Consider the following 21454-nt stretch of genomic DNA (forward strand, 5'->3'; position numbering starts at 1 on the left):
AACGGATAACACATGAACATTTTCCAAACCCATGCTCGAATTGTTGATGACTATGCCAACTACATCAGCAGTTTTTTAAACATTGCCGATTCTGCCATCAGAGATCACGTCGAAACAGAATTAAAGCAGGGAAAGCTTTGGCCCGAGCCTCTTTTACAATTCAATCCGTCCTTCGAGATGGCCGGAGGCGTCAAGGAGCTTACCGAAACTGGCATACTCCATGAAGAGTTAGCCGATATTTTTAAGGGATACAGCCTGTATCACCATCAATTACAAGCAATTCAGTTGGGCGCGCAGAACAAAGACTTTGTGGTCACGTCGGGAACGGGATCTGGCAAATCACTGACCTATATCGGCTCGATTTTTCACCATTTGCTTTCAAATCCAAATCAGCAGGGCATCGTTGCCGTGGTGGTTTATCCGATGAACGCACTGATCAATTCGCAGTACGAGGAGTTTGACCGCTATCAGAAAAATTATGAGCAAGCCGCGGGCAAGGCATTCCCCATCACTTTTGGCCAATATACCGGTCAAGAAAAAGAGGAAAAACGTCAGCAGATGCGTGAGAATCCTCCGCAAGTCTTACTGACGAACTACATGATGCTCGAGCTTTTATTGACGCGAATGCGCGAGCGCTCCATTCGAGATGCCATCTATAGCAACCTGCGTTTTTTGGTCTTTGATGAGCTCCATACTTATCGAGGCAGACAGGGTGCTGATGTAGCCATGTTGATTCGCCGTATTAGGGCTAAATGCTTGCAGGATGTCATCAGCATTGGCACTTCCGCCACGATGGTGTCTGCAGGTGACGGCTCTACACAACGAAGCGAAGTTGCTAAAGTTGCCACGACATTATTCGGCCGTAAGTTTTCCCCCGAACAGGTGATTAACGAAAAGCTGACTCGATCACTGGATTTAGAAGACGGCGTGCCGACCCAGGAAATCCTGGCTGCAAGCATTGCCTCAGGGATTGTTAAAGCATGGCCTGTAGAACGTTTGAAAAAGCATCCTGTCGCCATTTGGCTCGAAAATCGAGTGGCACTGGACGATAGCTACAGTGAACTGCAGCGACGCAAACCGCAAACGATCAGCAAGATTGTTGAGTCGCTTACCACCGATTCAGGCATGGAAAGGGCGATTTGTAAAAGCTTTCTGATCGACCTGTTGCAATGGATAAGTTGGGTTAATCAACAATTACAAGCCAATGGGGGACGCTATACCTATCTGCCTTTTAAATTACACCAGTTCATTTCTCAGACCGGGTCGGTGTACACCACGCTTGATCAGGATCAGAACCGCTATATCACATTAGAGCCAGGTGTTTATAAAAAGGACGAAGGCGATAAAAAGCCGATATTTCCGAATGTATTCAGCCGGGCCAGTGGCCATGCCTTTATCTGCGTTTCCCGTAGTGGCAATCGACTCGAGCCCAGAGAGTTTCGTGACAAAAGTGAGGATGACGAGACCGAAACGACAGATGGGTATCTGATTATTGGCGAAGATATCTGGGAGCCTGTAGAAGATTTGGAATTTTTACCTGATGCTTGGCTAGTCAAATCAAGGAAAGGTCCGGATTCAAAGAAGAAGCCCTTCTTTCCAGTTAAACTTTATTTTGATGAATTTGGCAAATGTTCTGAGTCTGAGCCGCTGAAATGGTGGGGATGGTTCATGAAAGCGCCGCTCTTGTTCGATCCGACCGGTGGCGTTTTCTTTGATACAAAAACGAACGAAGGCACTAAACTCACTAAATTGGGCAGTGAAGGGCGAAGCACTTCAACAACCATTATGGCCTTTTCGATCCTGAATCAGCTTAAGGAAGCCGGTTATCGCGAAGAAGACCGGAAACTGCTGAGTTTCACAGATAACCGGCAAGATGCCGCGCTGCAAGCCGGCCATTTCAATGACTTTGTTCAAGTGGTCCGTTTACGTGCGAGTATTTACAAAGCATTAACTGACGCGCCTGAAAATCGATTGACTTACACGACCCTCGGTGAGGCCATGTTCAATGCGCTGGGATTACCGTTTATGGAATACGCCAGCCGCAACGATGAGCCCACATTCGTGAATGTGAAACGCAAATATGAAGAATGCCTGCAAACTTATCTCAGCTATCGGGCGATTGCCGATTTGCGCCGGAGTTGGCGAATCGTTCTGCCTAACCTTGAACAGTGCGCCTTATTGAATATCGAGTATCTTGATCTTGAAGAGGTCGCCGCAACCGAATTAGCTTGGGCAAAGGTGCCTTTACTCAATCAACTCAGTACCCATGAGCGAAAAGAGTTTCTTGCAACCATTCTGGACTTTTTTAGACTGGAATATGCGATTCACAGTGAAAACTATTTAACTCAATCGAAGCTGAAAGAGCACGAAAAACAGTTTCGGGAGATGCTAAGGTCGCCTTGGGCTTTGGATCGTAATGAAGAGTTACGGGAACCGTTTCATATACGATTTGAAACCCTGAGCAAATCGGCTCGTATCTCGACCAAAAGCATGGGGCCGACCAGTTCTTTGGGAAAATTTATCAAACTTTACGCCAAGCAGTATGACCCTGACCTGAGCCTAAAAGGAGATCACTATCAACACTTGATAACCTTACTGATGGACACGCTGGAAGATGCGGACTATTTGAAATCTCAATTAGTGAAAAGCGAACAAAACGAAGACGTCAAAATCTACCGGTTAAAGATCGAGAAAATTGTCTGGACGCTAGGCAATGGGCAAACCGTGAAGCCGGATGCGATCAAACGCCGTTCCTATAAAGATCAGCTGTTAAAGCCAAATGAATTCTTTCGTGATATGTATCGGCAGAGCTTTACCCAGGGAAAGCGGCTCCGTGGCGAAGATCATACGGGTCAATTAGGGACAGACATTCGGATCGAACGCGAGGATCTGTTCAGACAAGGCAAAATTAGCGCTTTATTCTGTTCGCCAACCATGGAGCTGGGTATCGATATCGGCGGATTGAGCGTCGTTCATCTCCGTAACGCACCGCCTAACCCGGCTAATTATGCGCAGCGTTCAGGCCGTGCCGGCAGAAGCGGGCAGGGCGCCTTAATTTTTACCTATTGTTCCAGTTATTCGCCCCATGACCGGCATTATTTCCAGTACCAAAGTGATTTGGTTGCCGGGGCAGTGCAAGCACCACGTCTGGATTTATGCAATAAAGAATTGCTGCAAACGCATCTGAATGCGCTAGCCATTTCTGAGATCGGCATGCCAGGTTTAGAAGAACAAGGCGGCGCTAAGCCGTCCATTATGCGTTTTGTCGAGGATGATAATGACAAAATGCCACTTTCTTCAGAAGTGAAAGCCGGCCTTGAAATTCCCCCCCAATTATTTGGCGAAATCAAAGCAACGTTTACGCGTGTTATCCGTGATTTTTCTTCTGATTTGGGCAGCGAAAGGTCGGCATGGTATACCGATCAATGGGCCGATCAAAATTTGTCCAGATTGCCAGGCTATCTTGACGAGTCTCTCAATCGTTGGCGGCGTCTCTATCGCTCGGCAAGGAACATCCTAACCCGAGCCACCCAAAAAATTGAGAGCGGTACCCTAAGCTTAGGTAGCGATGAATACAGGAAGCACAAAAGGAATCTGGATCAGGCGACCCGTCAATTAGACTTATTGCGTAATGATATAGGGGGGAGATCTACTGAGCTGTCTGAGTTTTACCCTTATCGTTACCTAGCTTCAGAGGGTTTTTTGCCCGGCTACAATTTCACGCGTTTACCCTTGCGGATTTTTCTGCCGACAAATGATTCATCTGGCGAATATATCTCGCGCCCTCGCCCGATTGCGTTGAGGGAGTTCGGTCCATTGAATGTGATCTATCACAACGGCAGGAAATACCGCGTCTCACAATTGATCGTACAAGATGCCGAGTCAGCAACGACTGAAGCAAAGGTCAGCAAAAAATCAGGGTATTATTTGACGGGCGAGCAAAAGGATTTAGAGATATGCCCATTCACCGGCGAAAACTTGGGGGATAACGCCAACAGCGAACATCTGCATCATTTGTTGGAAATGTCCGAATCCCGTGCCGAAGAGCGCGATAGAATTTCTTGCGAGGAAGAGGAACGCGTTTCGATGGGCTTCCGTGTTCAGACCTATTTTTCGGTGGATGGAGGTCAGCTGGATCGAGTAAAAAAAGCCGTTGCCAAAACCAGCGAGCAAGGTCTCCTCAATTTACGCTATATTCCTGCCGCTCGCTTGGTGCATGTCAATCATCAATGGCGATCGCAGCAAACCGAAGGATTTCCGGTGGGTATGATTTCCGGTGATTGGGCCAGTTCAATGCCGGAAGCCGATGCCAATCTCAGGGAAGAGTACCGGCGTGTCAAACTGTGGACTTCCAATCTTGCCGACGCCCTGTACATCGAGCCCACGCAGCCCTTAGGATTGAAATCAGAAGGCGTGATCACTCTGCAGCATGCCTTGAAGCGTGCTATCGAAAACGTTTTTCAAGTCGAATCAAACGAAATTGGCGTCATTACCGTAGGGGAATTAGACTCACCAAATATCCTGATTTACGAGGCCGCCGAAGGCAGCCTTGGCATTCTTTCCCAATTCGTAGAGAATGTCGACGTTTTCCGGCAAGTCATTGACCAGGCGATCAGCATTTGCCGTTTTGATGATGAGCACTACAAAGGGCCGGCCAGCTACGATGATCTGCTCAGTTATTACAACCAGCGCGATCACAAAGTCATCGATCGCCATTTGATTGCCGATGCGTTGGAGAAATTGCGTATTTGCAACATCGAAATCCAAACCAACTCGAGTTTCTTAGATTACGATGCGCAATACCAAGCCCTGCTCAGGAACATTGATCCCTGTTCATCGACAGAGAAAAAGTTTATTGATTATCTGTACGAGAATGGTTTGCGCCTGCCTGACGCCGCCCAGAAACGGGTTGATGGCTTATTTGTACAACCGGATTTTTATTACGAATCTCGGTTATGGGTATTTTGCGATGGGACGCCGCATGACGACCCGGCCATAAAAGCCGACGATGACAACAAACGCCAAGCGATCATGGCAATGGGCGATGAAGTCTGGGTGTATTACTACCAAGACAATTTGGCGGAAACCATTACTGCAAGACCGGACATATTCAGAAAAGTACGATGAATAATACCCTACTGCAACCTGGAAAGTTGGTGTCACTGCGCGGCCGCGACTGGATCGTATTGCCTTCCGATGACAAGGATTTGCTGGTCGTCAAACCACTTGGCGGCAGTGACGATGAAATGACCGGCATCTATTTGCCATTAGCCATAACTTCCGATCAGCCAGTGGACGCCAACTTTTCCCGGCCTTCGCCCATCGATCTTGGCGACATTGCGACGGCCAAATTGCTCTACGATTCTGCCCGTTTGGCGTTTCGTAACGGCGCCGGCCCATTTCGATGTCTGGCCAAGCTCTCGTTTCGTCCGCGTTCCTATCAGATGGTCCCGTTGATTATGGCCTTACGCCAGGACCAAGTACGGTTATTGGTTGCTGATGACGTTGGGGTCGGAAAAACTGTCGAAGCGTTATTAGTTGCAAAAGAATTGCTGGAACGCCGCAAGATCAAGCGCTTTGCGGTCGTCTGTTTGCCGCACCTATGCGAACAGTGGCAGGCAGAGATTCGCGACAAATTGGACATCGAAGCCGTCATCATTCGATCAAATACGCAAGCTCGGCTGGATCGGCAAATTCAGGGCGATACCAGCGTTTACGATTACTACCCCTACCAGGTGATCAGCATTGACTTCATTAAATCCGATGCCCGGCGTGATGTGTTCATTGAGCAATGTCCGGAACTGGTGATCGTCGATGAAGCCCACACTTGCGCGAGACCTACTGGTGCCTCTAATAGCCAGCAACAACGCTATCATCTGCTCAATCGCATCGCCCGGAAACCCAACCAGCAACTGATTTTACTGACGGCCACGCCACACAGCGGCAAACCGGAAGAATTTCAATCCTTGTTGGGTTTAATTGCGCCTGAATTTGAAACCCTCGATCTGCCCAACTCCAGCCAACACCAACGCCGTGAACTGGCTCGCCATTTCGTACAGCGTAAACGTGCCGATGTCGAAAAATGGCTGGATGAAGATACGCCATTCCCGGAGCGCGAAGCCTTCGAATGGTCATATGATCTCTCCCCAAGCTATGCGGCATTTTTTGATCAAATCCTCGATTTTGCTCGTAAGCTGGTTGCACCTCAGGCAAAAGAGCAGCGTCAGCGCGTACAATACTGGACGGCGCTTGCCTTATTACGCGGTGTAATGTCGAGCCCCGCGGCAGGCATCGAAATGCTGAATACGCGCTTATCTGGATTGACCCTGGCGGAGGAAAACGATGCAACCGGCGAAATCATTCAAGAATCCACTGAAAATCCGGTCGGCGACACCGAATTCGGTTTTGAAGGTGATAACGCCCCCACCCAGGTCGTCGAACGCAATCAGTGGAGTGCTCAACAACGTCAACAACTGCGCTATTTTGCCGAGAAATTGCAGGATCTCAGCAATATCAAAACCGATCAGAAACTCGCGGCTACCGGCTTAATCATTGAAGATTGGCTAAACCAGGGCTTTAACCCGGTCATCTTCTGCCGCTATATTGCAACCGCCAATTATGTGGGCGAACAATTGGCACCTCACCTGAAAAAGAAATATGCCAAGCTGGACTTGCAGGTGATTACCAGCGAACTTCCTGACGAACTGCGCAAACAGCGCATCGAGGAAATGGGCAGGTCCGGCCAACGCGTTTTGATTGCGACCGACTGCTTGTCCGAAGGCATCAACTTGCAGGACAGTTTTACCGGCATTCTGCATTACGATTTGCCCTGGAACCCTAACCGTCTGGAACAACGCGAAGGACGCGTCGACCGCTATGGCCAGCTCGCACCCACGGTCAAAGCCTGTCTGCTATATGGTTCCGACAATCCCATTGACGGCATTGTGTTGGATGTCTTGTTGCGTAAAGTCCGTGAAATCAAACGGGCAACCGGCATCAATGTGCCGTTTCCTGAAGATTCGCAAAGCATTATTGATACGATTACCCAGGCGCTGCTGCTCAATCCTGACCGCAAAATCGTCACCCACAAACACAGTCCATCAGGCTACCAGGCCCAGCAAACGCTATTTGATTTTTGCGAATTTAATGAAGCGGAAACGGCCAAAGCCGCGATTACCCGCAAAGTTGACGAGGCGGCCGAGCGCGAAAAAACCTCGCGCAGCATCTTTGCTCAAAATGCGATTAAAGCCCAAGAAATCGAAGCCGACCTACGCGAAATCGATGAGGCGATCGGTGATCCCAGAGCGGTAGAAGCTTTTGTGACTTCTACGATGAATCAATTGTTGGGCGTGCAATTGACCGTTACGAAACAAGGCTACCGCATTGTCACAGCAAACTTGCCCCCGGCATTGCGTGATTTGTTGCCTCACGGCGACGTGATCAACATCAGCTTCCAGTCGCCAACACCGGAGAATCATCACTACCTAGGGCGCAATCACCGCTTTGTCGAACAGCTGTGCCAATTAATTATGGCCAATACGCTTGCCAGAGTCGACAATAAAGCCGCCCGCGCGGCCGTGATCCGGACGCGGCAGGCCGCAATCAAAACCACGTTGATGCTGTTCCGTTGCCGTAATGTAATCGAACAAATCAAAGCCGGTTATCAGATTGTCGCCGAAGAAATGCTGCTCTGGGGATGGCGAGGCACGCCACAACAAAAAGAATTTCTGGATCATGAGACGGCCAAAAAATTGCTGAACGAAGCCCGAGCCACATCCGACTTGTCATCTCAGGCGCGTGCCAGTTTTCTCGACAACGAACTCAAATTGCTGGCCCTATTGGATGATGAATTTCAAAGAGTCGCCGAACAACAGTCCAAACACTTAGTCGAATCGCATCAACGATTTAGCGCCTTAATGGACAAACAACAGTTTCAAGTCGTCTACCCGGTATTGCCGATGGATTTGTTGGGCATTTATATTTTATTGCCGGAATGAGAAAGAATAGGAGCATCGTATGTCACTAGCCGAAACAATTTACCAACACAGTCTTAACCTGCCCGAATCGGTTGCCAAAGAAGCGCTCGATTTTATTGTCTTTCTGGAACAACGTTATGGAATCAAAAAGAAAACGGATTTAGCCAGCGATACCGAGGCTTTTCTTGCGGCAGTTACGGGAGGACTGAGCGATGATTTCCCTGACGATATTACGGACGAAGATTTAGGGAGCGATATTCCTCGCCAGGAGTTGAATTGATGCCTTATTTGCTGGATACCAATGCCGTGATTGCTTTAATGAAGCAACATCCCAAAATATTGGAATTTGTTCGCCGAGTCGGGCATTCCGAACTCCGCTTATGCGCCCCGGTGGAAGCGGAATTATGGTATGGAGTTTATAAAAGCGCCCGCATAGAGGAAAATCGTGCACGCTTGCTGGCTTTGTTGACCAGAATGATCAGTTTGCCATTCTCAGACGAAGCAACGCGACATTTCGGCGAAATTCGTGCCGAACTTGTCCGTCAAGGCACCCCCATCGGCCCCTATGATCTGCAAATAGCAGCGATTGGCCGTGCCTACAACCTTACGGTCGTGACTCACAATAGCCGCGAATTTACGCGCGTACCCGGTTTGTTGGTGGAAGACTGGCAGGCCTAGGACATACGCATGAATTACCCCAGCATCCGCATCGAAGGCGCCATTCTGTCGCCCGATATTCTTGAAGGTCTGCATGACGACACGCTTGGTCAGCGTCCCGCCGATTTCGGCCTGGAGAGCGGCTTAAAAGTCAAAGATGAAATCGCTCGCGCCTGGGCCGATGCGCAAGACTACTGGCGGATTTTCCAGCGCAAACTCGACACGCTGAAAACGGATAGCCCTGCGACCACCGAAACCCGCAATCTCTGGATGGTGCCGCTCTTGGGCTTACTCGGTTATCAACTGGAATATCAACCCAAAGCCGCCGAACTCAACGGTAAAACCTACGCGATTTCCCATCGTGTCATCAATCGTGCCCATACGCCGTTGCACATCATCGGTTGCCGCGAACCGGCTGGCCTGGATAAAAAACCCGAGCGCACTCACATCGGCACACCGCGCATGTCCGCGCACGGCTTGGTGCAGGAATATCTCAACCTACATGACGAACTGTATGGCATCGTCACCAACGGGCGGGTATTGCGTTTGCTCCGCGATAGCTCGCGCCTGGTCAAACTCACCTACCTGGAGTTCGATCTCGACCGCATCTTTACCGATGGCCTGTTTGCCGACTTCGCTATTCTCTATCGGTTATTGCACGCGACCCGTTTACCAATCAGTCACGACACAGCCGCTGAGAGTCTGCTGGAGCTTTACCATCAGGATAGTCTTGAACAAGGTACTCGAATAAGGGATGGACTGCGTAAGACAGTTACTGAGGCACTTGAGATACTAGGAACCGGTTTTTTGTCCCATTCCAAAAATGAAGTATTGCAACAAATGGTCAAAGAGGATCATTTACGCCCGGATGTTTACTTCAATTATTTGTTGAGGCTCGTTTATCGATTGCTTTTTGTTATGGTGATCGAAGAGCGAGGTGTTGTTTTTCCAATAGAAGCAGAGCCACGCTTCATTGGCATTTATTTTCAATTTTATAGTGTTCAACGTCTCCGCCGGTTAGCAATCACTCGTGGGCTCAAAACAGAGAGATTCCAAGATGCCTGGGCCTCGTTATTGTCGACTTTCCAACTTTTCGAAAAACCTGAACAGGCTGCTAAATTTGGAATGACTGCTTTGGGTGGGAAGCTCTTCCATCCTGAAAGTTTGGGCCCTCTCTCAACCAGTTATCTGAGCAATGCGACATTATTTAGTGCGCTGGATCGCCTTTGTTATTTTGACGATCCAAAGACAGGACAACGTACTCCCGTCAATTTCGGTGCGCTGGCGACTGAAGAATTTGGTTCTGTTTATGAAAGTCTGTTGGAGCTTCACCCCCAAATAGAAATATTGCCAACGTTTTCTTTCGGGTTCCTAAAAGCAGCCGGTAACGAACGAAAAACCAGCGGTAGTTACTATACGCCGACTAGCCTAGTCGACTGTTTATTAGAATCAACCCTCGATCCGGTCATAGAGACACGTATTAAGAATTACGCAGAATTAGGTTTTACCAGTGCAGAGAAAGGATTGCTAGCTATCAAGGTTTGTGATCCTGCTTGTGGTAGCGGCCATTTCCTTATTGCCGCTGCTCAGCGTATTGCAAGACGATTGGCTTTGTTACGTTCTAATGGAGATGAACCTGCGCCAGATGTAATGCGTCACTCATTACGGGAAGTTATTGGTCATTGCATTTTCGGTGTAGATATCAATCCTATGTCGGTAGAACTTTGCAAATTGGGTTTATGGTTGGAAGCAGTGGAACCAGGTAAACCACTGACTTTCCTCGACCACCACATAAAATGTGGCAATAGTTTGTTGGGCGCAACCCCCGCCGCCATAAAGGGCGGTATACCCGATGAGGCATATAAACCTCTAACTGCTGACAGTAAAGAAGCTGTTAACTGGATGAAAAAATTAAACAAAGACGCTACAGTTGGCCAAGGTGATTTGTTTGAATTTATTTCTGAGGACGCTTCACCAAATATTGGAGATTTGACCGACGTTGTTACCAAATTAGAGAACTTATCGGACGAAACGGTAGAGGCGTTACAAGTCAAAGAAAACTTATATAAGGAAATTGTCCAAGGAAATAGTTACGACAACGCCCGTCTATTGCATGATGCTTGGTGCGCTGCATTTGTTTGGCCTAAAGATAAGATTGAAATTGGCAAGGAACTGACAACTCAACATTTGCGTGACATTGAACGCGATGCTTTCAGCATTTCGCACTGGACAAAAAAGAAAATACGCCAACTCGCCGAGGAATATCGATTTTTTCATTGGCATTTGGAATATCCTTCGGTGTTTGGCGAGAATAGCGAAGGCGGCTTCGATTGTGTGCTGGGGAATCCACCTTGGGAGCGAGTAAAATTACAGGAGAAAGAATTTTTTGCGGAACGTAGCCCAGAGATAGCAAATGCGATCAATGCCGCGTCCCGTAAACGTCTGATAGCCTAGCTAAAATCTGATAATCCCTTACTGATGGCAGAATTTCAGCTCGCTGCTCGAAAAGCTGAAGGGGAAACTCTTCTTTTACGCGATAGTGGACAGTACCCTTTATGTGGTCGCGGCGATATTAACCTTTACGCAGTGTTTGCTGAAATCGGACGACTCAGGTTATCTGCAAATGGTCGAATGGGTATGGTCCTTCCTTCTGGTATCGCTACCGATGACACTACCAAGTTCTATTTTCAAAACGTAGTCGAAACGCAGTCATTGATTAGCCTATTTGATTTCGAAAATAAAGGCTTTTTTTCTGGTGTCGACAGCAGATACAAATTTTGCCTATTTACTGTTGGTTCAGGTCGCAAACCCCCAATGGGAAGAAAGGAAAATGCAACAGCAGAATTCGTTTTCTTCGCACATTCAGTGGATGATCTGGATGATAAAGAACGTCGTTTCACTTTGAGTAGCAATGAAATCGCGCTACTTAATCCGAATACGCTTACTTGCCCCATCTTTCGCTCCCAACGGGACGCTGCTATCACTTTATCGGTTCATAAAAACCATAAAGTTTTGCTACATGAAAACAAAATTAGTCCTGACGATCACCGTATACGAGTTACTCGTATGTTTGATATGAACAAGCAACGTGATCTTTTTAAAACTGCTGATGAACTCTTGGCCGAAGGATTAAGGTTTGTTGATGGTTATTACATTGGGAATAACTCTAAATATGTGCGTTTGATAGAAGGAAAAACATTCACTTCTTACGATCACCGTTTTGCTATTCCAGGGGTTAGAGCAGAGGGCGGAATTAGAACAGGTACAGCCACAGAGTTAACCGAAAGCCAACATGAAACGCCCAGCTATCTTGTTCAAACGGTTCTATATCTTGAGGAACAGAAGCTCAATGAATGGGCCAATGGGCGGTTAACTCGTAAATATGTCCTCGCCTTTATGAATATTACTAGTGCTACAAATCATCGAACTTCGGTTTGCACAATCCTTCCTGATGTTGCAACTGACTATTCTGTTCGAATTATTATACCTGCTAAGCAGGATGCGCTTCATATGGCTTGTTTGGCTGGTTTGTTTAATTCATTTGCATTCGATTATTTAGCTAGACAAAAACTTCAGGGGCTAAATTTTTCAGACTACATTACTTATCAATTAGCGGTTCCTAGTAAGACAATTTTAATTGCGAATAGCGAATTTTTAATATCTAGAGTATTAGAGCTTACATATACAGCTTTTGACTTAAAAGATTTTGCACAAGATTGTGGTTTTGACGGGCCACCGTTCTGCTGGGATAAATCTAGACGTTTTCAATTGCGTTGTGAACTTGATGCAATTTTTTTCCATATATACGGCATTATTCGTAAAGACGTTGAATATATTATGGAAACCTTTCCTATCGTAAAGCGGAAAGACGAAGCCAAATATGGCAGCTACCGTACCAAAAATACGATATTGGATATTTATGAAGATTTAGCAGAAGCACAACGCAGCGGACAAACCTATATCAGCAAACTTGACCCCGCCCCCCGCTGATCCTCGATGTTGCCATTCCAGCACGTCCAAAACTTAATTGAGGATCGCATGCTAAACACGATGGTTGTCAGTTATTGCAAGCTAAAGGAATAGTCTTTGTGACAATGTGTTTTTTTTGATTTCCATCGGGTACTGGCACCGCATTATGGCACTTGATTTGACCACGCGGAACTCGTTCGCTTGGACGATACCCGTGAAAGCCATGAAATCTTTGATCGCGTTTTCGTAGGCGCGGCGGGTGCAACGATTGGTCAGGTTCGCGAACCATTCGACTTCGGGGGGCACATCGCTCAGGCGCAAAAAATCGGCGGCCGTTAACAGACGACTTGGCGATGGGATAATTTGGACGGGATTTTTGGGGTCAGTCATCGGCTCAGTTTACTCTTGATAATAGGTTATCAATAGTTAATTACGTGAAATAGGGCAGAGCATCTTGATGAAAATCTGGCTATGATGGAATGCTTTGCTCTCACGGAGAGCAATACTATTTGTTCCATACCTCCGTAGACTCCACTGAATACTCCTCAGTACACACCGGCCTAATCTCTACATGCCTCCCGTCGAATACGCTTTCAACAGCCTTTGCATGACGCCCGCCGAAATTGGGCGATAATTCCCCCGCGACGCCGGAGCTCGAAACCCGGCAGCAAGTTATTTTTGAATTCTTGGCAATTAATCAAACCCCCCTTAGAATTGGAGAGCAAAAAGAGAACATGGAAACAACAATTTTCGCTTGCGCATTATGTATCAATCGCTTACAGACAAATTCCTGACCGGTTTATGCCGGCCCTTCCGGCTTCGACAGCTAAGGCTCCCCCTATTTTCTGGCAAAGTGGCAGCCGGCTTCCCGTCGCCGGCGGACGATTACGTCGAGAAAACCCTGGACCTGAACGAGCTGCTCGTGAAAAAGCCGGCCGCGACCTTTTTTGCTCGAGCCCAAGGCGAGTCGATGCTCGGCGCCGGCATTCATCCGAACGATATCCTGGTCGTGGACCGCTCGATCGAGCCGGTACCGGGCAAGATCGTCATTTGCGCATTGAACGGCGAGCTGGTCGTGAAGCGCTTGAAGCGTGGGGCAGACCAATGGATTTTGGCTTCTGAGAGTCCTTTCTACCCGGATATCCTACTCCACGAAGAACTGGAGATGGTGATCTGGGGTGTCGTGACCAACGTGATCCATGCCGTCTGATGCGGCCGCTTCTCGCCCTGGTCGACTGCAACAATTTCTATGTCTCGTGCGAACGGGTGTTCCGGCCCGACCTGGTCGGCAAGCCGGTGGCCGTGCTCAGCAACAATGACGGCTGCATCGTCGCCCGCAGCCAGGAAGTGAAGGACCTGGGCATCAAGATGGGCGTGCCGGTGTTCCAGGTGCAAAACCTGATCCAGCGGCACAAGATTCAGCTGTTTTCGTCCAATTACACGCTCTACGCCGATATGTCGGCGCGAGTAATGTCCACCTTGGAAGAATTCACACCCAGCATGGAGGTGTATTCGATCGACGAGGCCTTCCTGGACCTGACCGGCATCAGTGATCATGATCCAATCGCCTACGGCCAGCGGATCAAGAAAAATGTATTACGCTCAACCGGCATCCCGGTCTGCGTCGGCATGGGGCCGACCAAGACGCTGGCCAAACTGGCGAATTTCGCGGCCAAAAAATGGAAGCAAACCGGCGGCGTGCTGGATTTATCGGACCCGCTGCGCCGGGAAAAGCTGATGCGGATCGTGCCAGTCGGCGAAGTTTGGGGTATAGGCTCGCGCACCGCCGCGAGACTAAACCAGCTCGGCATCCATACCGTCTGGGACTTGGCCAGGCAGCCACCGGACAGAATTCGGGACCAGTTCAATGTCGTCGTCGCCCGCACGGTGATGGAGTTGAACGGGATTCCCTGCCTGGAACTGGAAGAGATCGCACCAGACAAGCAACAGATCGTCTGTTCAAGGAGTTTCAGCCGACGATTGACAGAATACCGGGAACTGTCCGAAGCCTTGGCCGAATTCTGCAGCCGGGCCGCGGAAAAACTGCGCCACCAAAACTCGGTTGTCGGCCATATTAGCGTTTTCATCCGCACCAACCCGTTTAATCCCAACGAGCCGCAATATCAGCGGGCGGCTGGCATTACGTTGCCTTCGGCGACGCAGGATACCCGCGTGATTGTCGGCACGGCGAACCGCTTGCTCAAGGAGCTGTTCCGGGAAGGCTACCGCTACCAGAAGTGCGGCGTGCAGCTGAGCCGGATCCAGCCGGCATCAATCCCTAACCAGACGGATTTATTCGATTCGGCGGCATTCGCGCAGGCCGAGAGTGGAAAGCTCATGCAGGCCGTAGACCGGATTAACCGGCGCTTTCCGAAGGGCATTGCGGTGGCGGCCGCTGGTTTTGATAAAGCCTGGAAGCCGAAGGCGGAGCGGATTTCGAGGCGCTATACGACAGATTGGCGGGATTTGGTGGGCGTGAAGTGTTGAATGCCATGGATGAGCGTTACCGGTCATTTTCTGCCGATCAAGGTATGTTCGGGAATGACTGGCGTATATCAGAAACCGCCCAATATAAAGCTAACCGGGCGCGTCCTGGAAAGCTAAAAATAAGACCGCTTTTTATCTCACTCTGGTTGAGCTAAGTTAAATGTTAGCCATTGGGTTCCAAGATAATAATCGTAATCGTAGCCCCGATGAAGCGCAGCGGAATCGGGGCTACTTGCTATGTTTTATTCGAGCCGCTTTCGAGGCTCTCCTCCTGATTAAGCAAGCCCTTCTCTTTGGCCACAAGGTTCTCCATTTCTTCTTGGGTAATTAAACCACTATCACGGAGAGTCTGAAGACTTTCCGAAATCTTTTCTGATCGCACGCTCTGCTTCCAGCTGTTATCATCGAAATATTCCAGCTCGTCCTTATAAGGAAGAGTCGGCTCATACAACTGATGATAGCCTTTTCCTACCGCACCTCTGAATTGGACAAGCTCAGGGCACTTGCTTCCTATAGTTATCACATGCTGCCTTGATATTCCTGGATATGGATCAATAAATACAATCTGACTTATACCCAACTGGTATGCTTTTTTTGCGCACAATTCGCAAGGACTCGCGGTAGTATAAAGTTTACCGCCCTGAATTCCCTCGCCACCATACTTGGAAAGCTGAAGGAAAGCATTTTCTTCAGCATGAAGGGATCGAGTGTGGACTTGGTTCCCTTTCCTATCCAAGCTATTCCTAATATCCTTGAAGCAATAAGACAGGTTCCGTCCGCATAACAAATCATCGCGAGATGCAAACGCATCTTTACGCTCAGAAGCGCGCTTACGAAATTTTTTATTATTTCTCTCATAGTCACTGTAGACAAGAGGATCAAAACTATGCAAAAGTCCTTCTAGGGATCGAAGAGAACAGGGAACTTGCCCAGATGGCACATCGTTCCAGCCGACAGCTTTGATAGAGTTATCAATATCGGTTACTACAGCGCCGACTTGCCGAGAAATGCAACCCGAGTTGGTCTTCGCAGTGTAGGCGATCTGCATCACCCGTTCCATTGCAGTAGGCGGCACTAAACCTGGATGAATCATAAGCGAAACATACCATGCGATCTGTGCCTTCAGTATATTGTTGTTATCAAGTTCATTTCTAGGGTTGAGCAGGTGTATATCAGACATCTCGATACACCGCTTAACATTCTGCGCAACGAACTCCCCATCCTCTAATGCGGAAGTACCCGATTCCGCATCATCGATTTTTTTAATTCTGTCTTCATCGAATTTTCTTATATTTCTAAGGTAAGCACTTCTGTCTGTATCTGGAGCATTAATTGATACAAGATAAAATGCGGAATATCTTTCTCTAAAGAATCTTGCTTCATACGGGTTTCGTATTGCATCTATTACAACGAAGGCGCTGCCGAACGACTTCCTAAGAACTTTTATTATTCTGTTGATTGTCTCTGGGAGATGAAATATTTGCTCAGGATCAAAAGAAGTCTTCTTGTAATCAACTGAAACTTTCCCGATCTTTCTTATTGAGTTGCCAGCAGCTTGGTATGTCTCCACATACAGCCCGGGGAGAAGAGAATCAAGATCTTTTTTAAATCCTGCCGTAAAGTCTCTATAAGAAACTAGGCTTCTCAAAACCGACATTTTCTTCAGATCTTCCTGCCTCAGATCCTGGTCATGATCCAGAATGCTCTGAATAATACGCTGATTGCGGCGCACATTAATATCGTTATCGTATACTCCTGAAGCGAGCATCTTTTCAACATCTTCTGGTTGAAGCCTTCCCGCCGGATCACAGGCGGCTATGAAAGAAGAAATGTCATCTCTTGTCATCGACCTAAGATAAGCAGATATTAGATCACTAACTTTTATGGAGAAAAATCTTTTCCAGTTTTTTCTCGCATAGCGACTCAGGATATCGTACCTTTTTGCATCCAAACCCTCATAGAAGCTTCGGCCTTTATATCTTAACCCCGCCAAATCCGGCACATCTGGATCATCGCCCTGCATAATAGAAGCTGCGGTAGTGCACCCGGACCCCGTACGCCCCGTAAGCCCGATGACTATAAATTTACTTCTTTCTAGAAAAAGCTTGGACAATGAGCCTGCATCATTCATCACGTATAATTACCTACGCAAAAATAACCATATATATTTTATGGTTTTCCAAGAATATTGTTATTAAAAATCAAAATATTAGATAAGTCTTATTGCCAGCTAATTTTGTATAGGTAATTTCTATTTGACTTAAAGCAAAAATATTCATATTGCCGGATTTCGATGGAATAGTTTCTGTATATAGCCCTTTATCGACTAGATATACGGTTTATTTTTATCATATCACTTACTGACGTTCCCCAGTAAGCGGACGTTAGTAATTTCCGTTGAAAGTCGCTTTTAGGGCGGTATCGGCTATTCACAACATTCTCCCCAAAGTCTTCGGGGTTTCCACCACCAGCCCCCCACCCGGAAAAGCTCAATTAAACTACAAATAGCACTTCTACGTCACGGCACGACCCAACCGCTCAACCAAATTCGTCAGCCGCTTCTGCGATCGCTGTGTTCTAACCGCCATGCCCAAGGCCTTCGGCTGCGCGACGATCACCACCAGCTGCTTCCCGCGCGTGACCCCGGTGTAAAGCAGATTCCGCTCCAGCAGCAGATAATGCGACATGGCCAAGGGAATCACCACGACCGGATATTCCGAGCCCTGGCTTTTATGGATGCTGGTGGCGTAGGCCAGGCTGATCTCGTCCAGCTCGTTGAATTCATACTCGACCAGCCGGTCGTCGAACTGGATCTGCAGCAGGCTTTCCTCCAGGTCGATCGTCTGCACGGTGCCGATATCGCCGTTGAACACCTCCTTGTCGTAATTATTGACGTTCTGGATCACCTTATCGCCGGGCGCGTAGGTCGAGCCGTATTTCGTGATCTTCGGCTCGCTGTCGCCGTTCAGGCGGGCCTGCAGCTCGACATTGAGCGACCTAGCGCCTAGGCCGCCCCGGTTCATCGGCGTCAGCACCTGGATATCGTTGACCGGATGAAACCCCCAACGCTTCGGAATCCGCTCAGTCACGACATGGATCAGTTTGGCGAACACGTCTTCCGGCGTGTCGGCATAAATACAGTAGAAATCGGATTTTTCGCCGCTGGTTTCGGCTTTCGGGATCTGCCCCTGGTTGATCTTGTGGGCATTCACGATGATCTGGGATGTCGCCGCCTGGCGGAAGATTTCGGTCAGCCGGACCGTGGGAATCTGCCCGGAGGCGATAATATCGGCCAGCACAGCGCCGGGGCCGACCGACGGCAACTGGTCGACATCGCCGACAATCAGCAGCGCCGCCCCGGACGGCACCGCCTTCAGGAGCTGGTTCATCAACACGACATCCATCATCGAGGCCTCGTCGATCACCAGCACATCGAGATCGAGCGGGCTGTCCTCGTTGTGCTTGAACGCGTGTTCCTGGGGATCAAATTCCAAGAGCCGGTGCACGGTCTTCGCTTCCAGGCCGGTCGATTCGGTCAGGCGCTTGGCCGCCCGGCCGGTCGGGGCGCACAGGCCGATGTTGACGCGCTTGGCCCGGAGAATCTTGAGGATGCTGTTGACCAGCGTGGTCTTGCCGACGCCGGGGCCGCCGGTGATCACCGAGACCTTGTTGCACAATACCTGAGCGACCGCGGCTTTCTGCGACTCAGACAGCGTCAGGCCGGTTTTCTCCTCCACCCAGGGGATCGCCTTGGCCGTGTCGATATCGCCCCACGGCAGAGTTCCTTGACGCAACCGGAGCAGATTTGAGGCGCATCCGGTTTCCGCGCGGTAAAGCGGCGTCAGGAACAGCGCTTCCTGGCCGTCGATCAGCTCGGAAACCAGGTTTTCCTCGGCCAATTCCTCGGCGATCGCCTGCACGATCACGTTTTCAGGGATCTCCAGCAGCTGCACGGCCATTTCGATCAGCTTGTCCCTGAACGCTGCGCAATGGCCGTCGCCGGACCATTCCTGCAGCGCATGCCGAACGCCGGCCTGAGCGCGGATCAAGGATTGCATGCCGATGCCGAGGCGCTGGGCCAAACTGTCGGCGGTCTTGAAGCCGATGCCATGGATGTCCAACGCCAACCGGTAGGGATTTTCCCTGACCTTGTCGATCGCCTCGTCTCCGTAGGTCTTGTAGATTCGGACCGAGCGCGAGGTGCCGACGCCGTGCGATTGCAGGAACACCATGATTTCGCGGATCGACTTTTGCTCGGCCCAGGCGGAAGCGACTTTCTGCCGCCGCTTCGGGCCGATGCCGTCCAGTTCCTGCAGGCGTTCGGGTGTCTGCTCGATCACGTCGAACACGTCAACACCGAAGGCCTTCACCAGCTTCTTCGCGAAATGCGGGCCAATGCCCTTCACCATGCCGGAGCCGAGATATTTCTCGATCCCTTCCAATGTGGTCGGCGGCACGCTCTTCAGCTCGTTGGCCTTGAATTGCAGGCCGTGCTGCCGGTCGTTGGCCCAGACGCCCAAGCATTCGAGGAATTCGCCGGCCGTCACGCTGGCCGCGGAGCCGACGACGGTCACCAGGTCGCGGTGGCCTTTAACTTTCACTCGCAGCACGCAGAAGCCGGTCGCCTCGCTGTGGAAGGTGACGCGCTCGATCGAGCCGGACAGGCGTTCAGACGAATCGCGGTTTTGAGGAGGTGCGGGAGTGCAAGGGGTCATGGATAGCTTGGCGATCGAAGTCGCACGATTATAGTGCTTGCCAAACAAGATAAGGAGTTTGAGGGGCTTAAAACCTTATGGCGTTCGGTTATTGTTCGTTAGCGCTGCCTCCTTCTTCGCTTTCTACTCGCGTGCGATCGCGGATCCAAATCTCGATCCTGTTGTCATCCGGCCCAAAGCCGCAAAACACATCCCGATCGGGCGACACTTGGCTGTACCACCATGAAAATTCGCTCTTGTAGCAGAGGCCGAGAACCCGCCATCCTTCGGCCTGCATTGCCTGAAAATCCGCTGATTTAAACGTCATAGTGCCCTGCCTTGTAAACTTCTGAATCCCGCGTCTCGGCCAGATTATAGCCGGTCCGGGACGATGTAGGGAAAGCAGCTTGTCCTATGGGAGCTCACCCAATCGTCGTTCGGCATCGGTTGGGAAATGACCCTCGCCAAAAGCCAGCCGAAAACAGGTCTTTGCCGAACCCACCAGTAGGTTTCCGTTTGTAGCCATTAAAACATCCCTTCCAAGACGCCAGGCGTCTTAATTTCTCCGCCGTCTCCATTAAAGCTCAACTCCACCGCCCTATCTCCCGGCCTAAACCAAAACTGTACGATCACTTCGCCCCGGATCGCCGTCAGGTTCAGGTAATCCCGCAAATCATCCGCCTTCGCGTAATGCAGCCTGACCTTATCGCCGCCCCAAATTACCGGGTGATAAGCCTCGATCTGGCTCACGTTGACCACCTTGTCGGCGTCGACGTAAAGCTCGCCGAGCAGGTAATAGCCGTGGTTCGCTTTCAGGTTTTCGACAAGCCAGCGCAGCGACCGGCCTTTCATGTCCACGCGTTGCGAGATCACGCGCAGCGGCTCGCCCTGGATCAGCACCGCGTCGACCGGATACAGGTTGTGCTGGATCTGGCTCTTGCCGACCGAGCGGGCCTTGCCGTTGTGTTCGATGATCAGTCCGCTTTGCCAGGCGCCGAGCACCGGGCAGTTGCACTTGATGTGCTCCAGGGTCAGGTTGTCGATCGCTTTCAGTTCCAGCGTGTACCAGTTCAGCCCCTGCACCTCGACGAACTCGTCATAGGCGATATCGAAATCCTTCAACAGCTGATGCAGGCCGCCGCGCAGACCCAGACCACTCAAGGGATAGAGCCCCACGCAGAACACCAGCAACGCGCAGAGGACGATCATTTCGGCCTTGCTGCCGACCTCCAGCCGGTATTTCATCTTGCCCGGCATCACCACCCGGATCGGCGACGGCCAGAACAGATCCACGCCGCGGATGTTCGCCATGTCGATCTGGATATGGCTCCAGTACCCCCCGACGATCGACCAGAAGCACAAGGGATAAAAGAAATAAAGCGGCGTGGCCAGCGCCGTCAGGATCGCGACGCCGATGACTGAATGGGTGATCGTGCGGTGGCCGAAACGCTTTTCGAGCGGCACCGACAGAAAGAACAGCGGCCGGCCGACTTTCGAGGTCGGGATGTCGATGTCGGGCATGAACGAGAAGAACACCGCCAGGCTCCAGGAAACCGGATCGGTCGGGTACTCGAACACGGCCGCGCCGCCCAAATACAGCGAGGTCGCGAAGCCGGCGTGGGTCGCGGCTAGCATCGCGAAAGGTATGATATGGAATGGTATGATGTCATA

13 protein-coding genes are annotated in these 21454 nt (G+C 49.9%); 8 read left to right on the plus strand and 5 right to left on the minus strand.

The features are described from left to right. The first annotated feature begins 12 nt into the window (after positions 1 to 12). Genes METAL_RS19560 through METAL_RS20225 form a run of 6 tightly spaced genes read left to right on the plus strand, consistent with a single transcriptional unit; the run spans position 13 to position 12623 of the window. Entirely contained in the window at positions 13 to 5127 is a 5115-nt protein-coding gene (locus METAL_RS19560; RefSeq protein WP_005375215.1) for a DEAD/DEAH box helicase, read from the plus strand. Beyond that, the gene (locus METAL_RS19565; protein WP_005375216.1) at positions 5124 to 7997 is read left to right on the plus strand and encodes a helicase-related protein; all 2874 of its coding nucleotides are present in this window, start codon (positions 5124 to 5126) and stop codon (positions 7995 to 7997) included. Before METAL_RS19560 ends, METAL_RS19565 begins: the two co-directional genes overlap by 4 nt. A 19-nt stretch (positions 7998 to 8016) precedes the next feature. After that, positions 8017 to 8256, plus strand: coding sequence for a DUF2281 domain-containing protein (locus tag METAL_RS19570; RefSeq protein WP_005375217.1), 240 nt, complete (start codon positions 8017 to 8019; stop codon positions 8254 to 8256). Next, positions 8256 to 8654 carry a type II toxin-antitoxin system VapC family toxin gene (locus tag METAL_RS19575; RefSeq protein WP_005375219.1) on the plus strand — a complete coding sequence of 133 codons (399 nt, stop codon included), beginning with the start codon at positions 8256 to 8258 and terminating at the stop codon, positions 8652 to 8654. Before METAL_RS19570 ends, METAL_RS19575 begins: the two co-directional genes overlap by 1 nt. Before the next feature lie 9 nt (positions 8655 to 8663). Next, complete coding sequence (locus tag METAL_RS20220) at positions 8664 to 11087, plus strand: Eco57I restriction-modification methylase domain-containing protein (RefSeq protein WP_051040515.1); 2424 nt, start codon at positions 8664 to 8666, stop codon at positions 11085 to 11087. Positions 11088 to 11111: 24 nt separating this feature from the next. Next, the gene (locus tag METAL_RS20225; protein WP_213069553.1) at positions 11112 to 12623 is read left to right on the plus strand and encodes a hypothetical protein; all 1512 of its coding nucleotides are present in this window, start codon (positions 11112 to 11114) and stop codon (positions 12621 to 12623) included. 81 nt (positions 12624 to 12704) lie between these two features. Here METAL_RS20225 and METAL_RS19585 read toward each other — a convergent pair whose 3' ends face one another. Then, positions 12705 to 12992, minus strand: a complete 288-nt coding sequence (locus METAL_RS19585; protein WP_005375221.1) for a hypothetical protein — start codon at positions 12990 to 12992, stop codon at positions 12705 to 12707. Between the two features lie 373 nt (positions 12993 to 13365). On the opposite strand from METAL_RS19585, the gene METAL_RS19590 reads away from it, so the two are divergent. After that, complete coding sequence (locus tag METAL_RS19590) at positions 13366 to 13812, plus strand: LexA family protein (RefSeq protein ID WP_005375222.1); 447 nt, start codon at positions 13366 to 13368, stop codon at positions 13810 to 13812. Further along, positions 13812 to 15089, plus strand: a complete 1278-nt coding sequence (locus METAL_RS19595) for a Y-family DNA polymerase (RefSeq protein WP_005375224.1) — start codon at positions 13812 to 13814, stop codon at positions 15087 to 15089. Before METAL_RS19590 ends, METAL_RS19595 begins: the two co-directional genes overlap by 1 nt. A gap of 235 nt (positions 15090 to 15324) precedes the next feature. On the opposite strand, the gene METAL_RS19600 is transcribed toward METAL_RS19595, so the two are convergent. The 4 genes from METAL_RS19600 to METAL_RS19615 form a co-directional block, all read right to left on the minus strand. Continuing rightward, complete coding sequence (locus METAL_RS19600; protein ID WP_005375225.1) at positions 15325 to 17220, minus strand: anti-phage dCTP deaminase; 1896 nt, start codon at positions 17218 to 17220, stop codon at positions 15325 to 15327. Positions 17221 to 17602: 382 nt separating this feature from the next. Further along, positions 17603 to 19804 carry an SF1B family DNA helicase RecD2 gene (gene recD2 / locus METAL_RS19605; RefSeq protein ID WP_005375226.1) on the minus strand — a complete coding sequence of 734 codons (2202 nt, stop codon included), beginning with the start codon at positions 19802 to 19804 and terminating at the stop codon, positions 17603 to 17605. Between the two features lie 88 nt (positions 19805 to 19892). Further along, positions 19893 to 20111 carry a hypothetical protein gene (locus tag METAL_RS19610; protein WP_040578614.1) on the minus strand — a complete coding sequence of 73 codons (219 nt, stop codon included), beginning with the start codon at positions 20109 to 20111 and terminating at the stop codon, positions 19893 to 19895. Between the two features lie 197 nt (positions 20112 to 20308). After that, entirely contained in the window at positions 20309 to 21418 is a 1110-nt protein-coding gene (locus tag METAL_RS19615) for a metal-dependent hydrolase (protein WP_005375229.1), read from the minus strand. Positions 21419 to 21454 lie beyond the last annotated feature (36 nt).

The organism is Methylomicrobium album BG8, assembly GCF_000214275.2.
In the GTDB taxonomy this organism is placed as follows: Bacteria; Pseudomonadota; Gammaproteobacteria; order Methylococcales; family Methylomonadaceae; genus Methylomicrobium; species Methylomicrobium agile.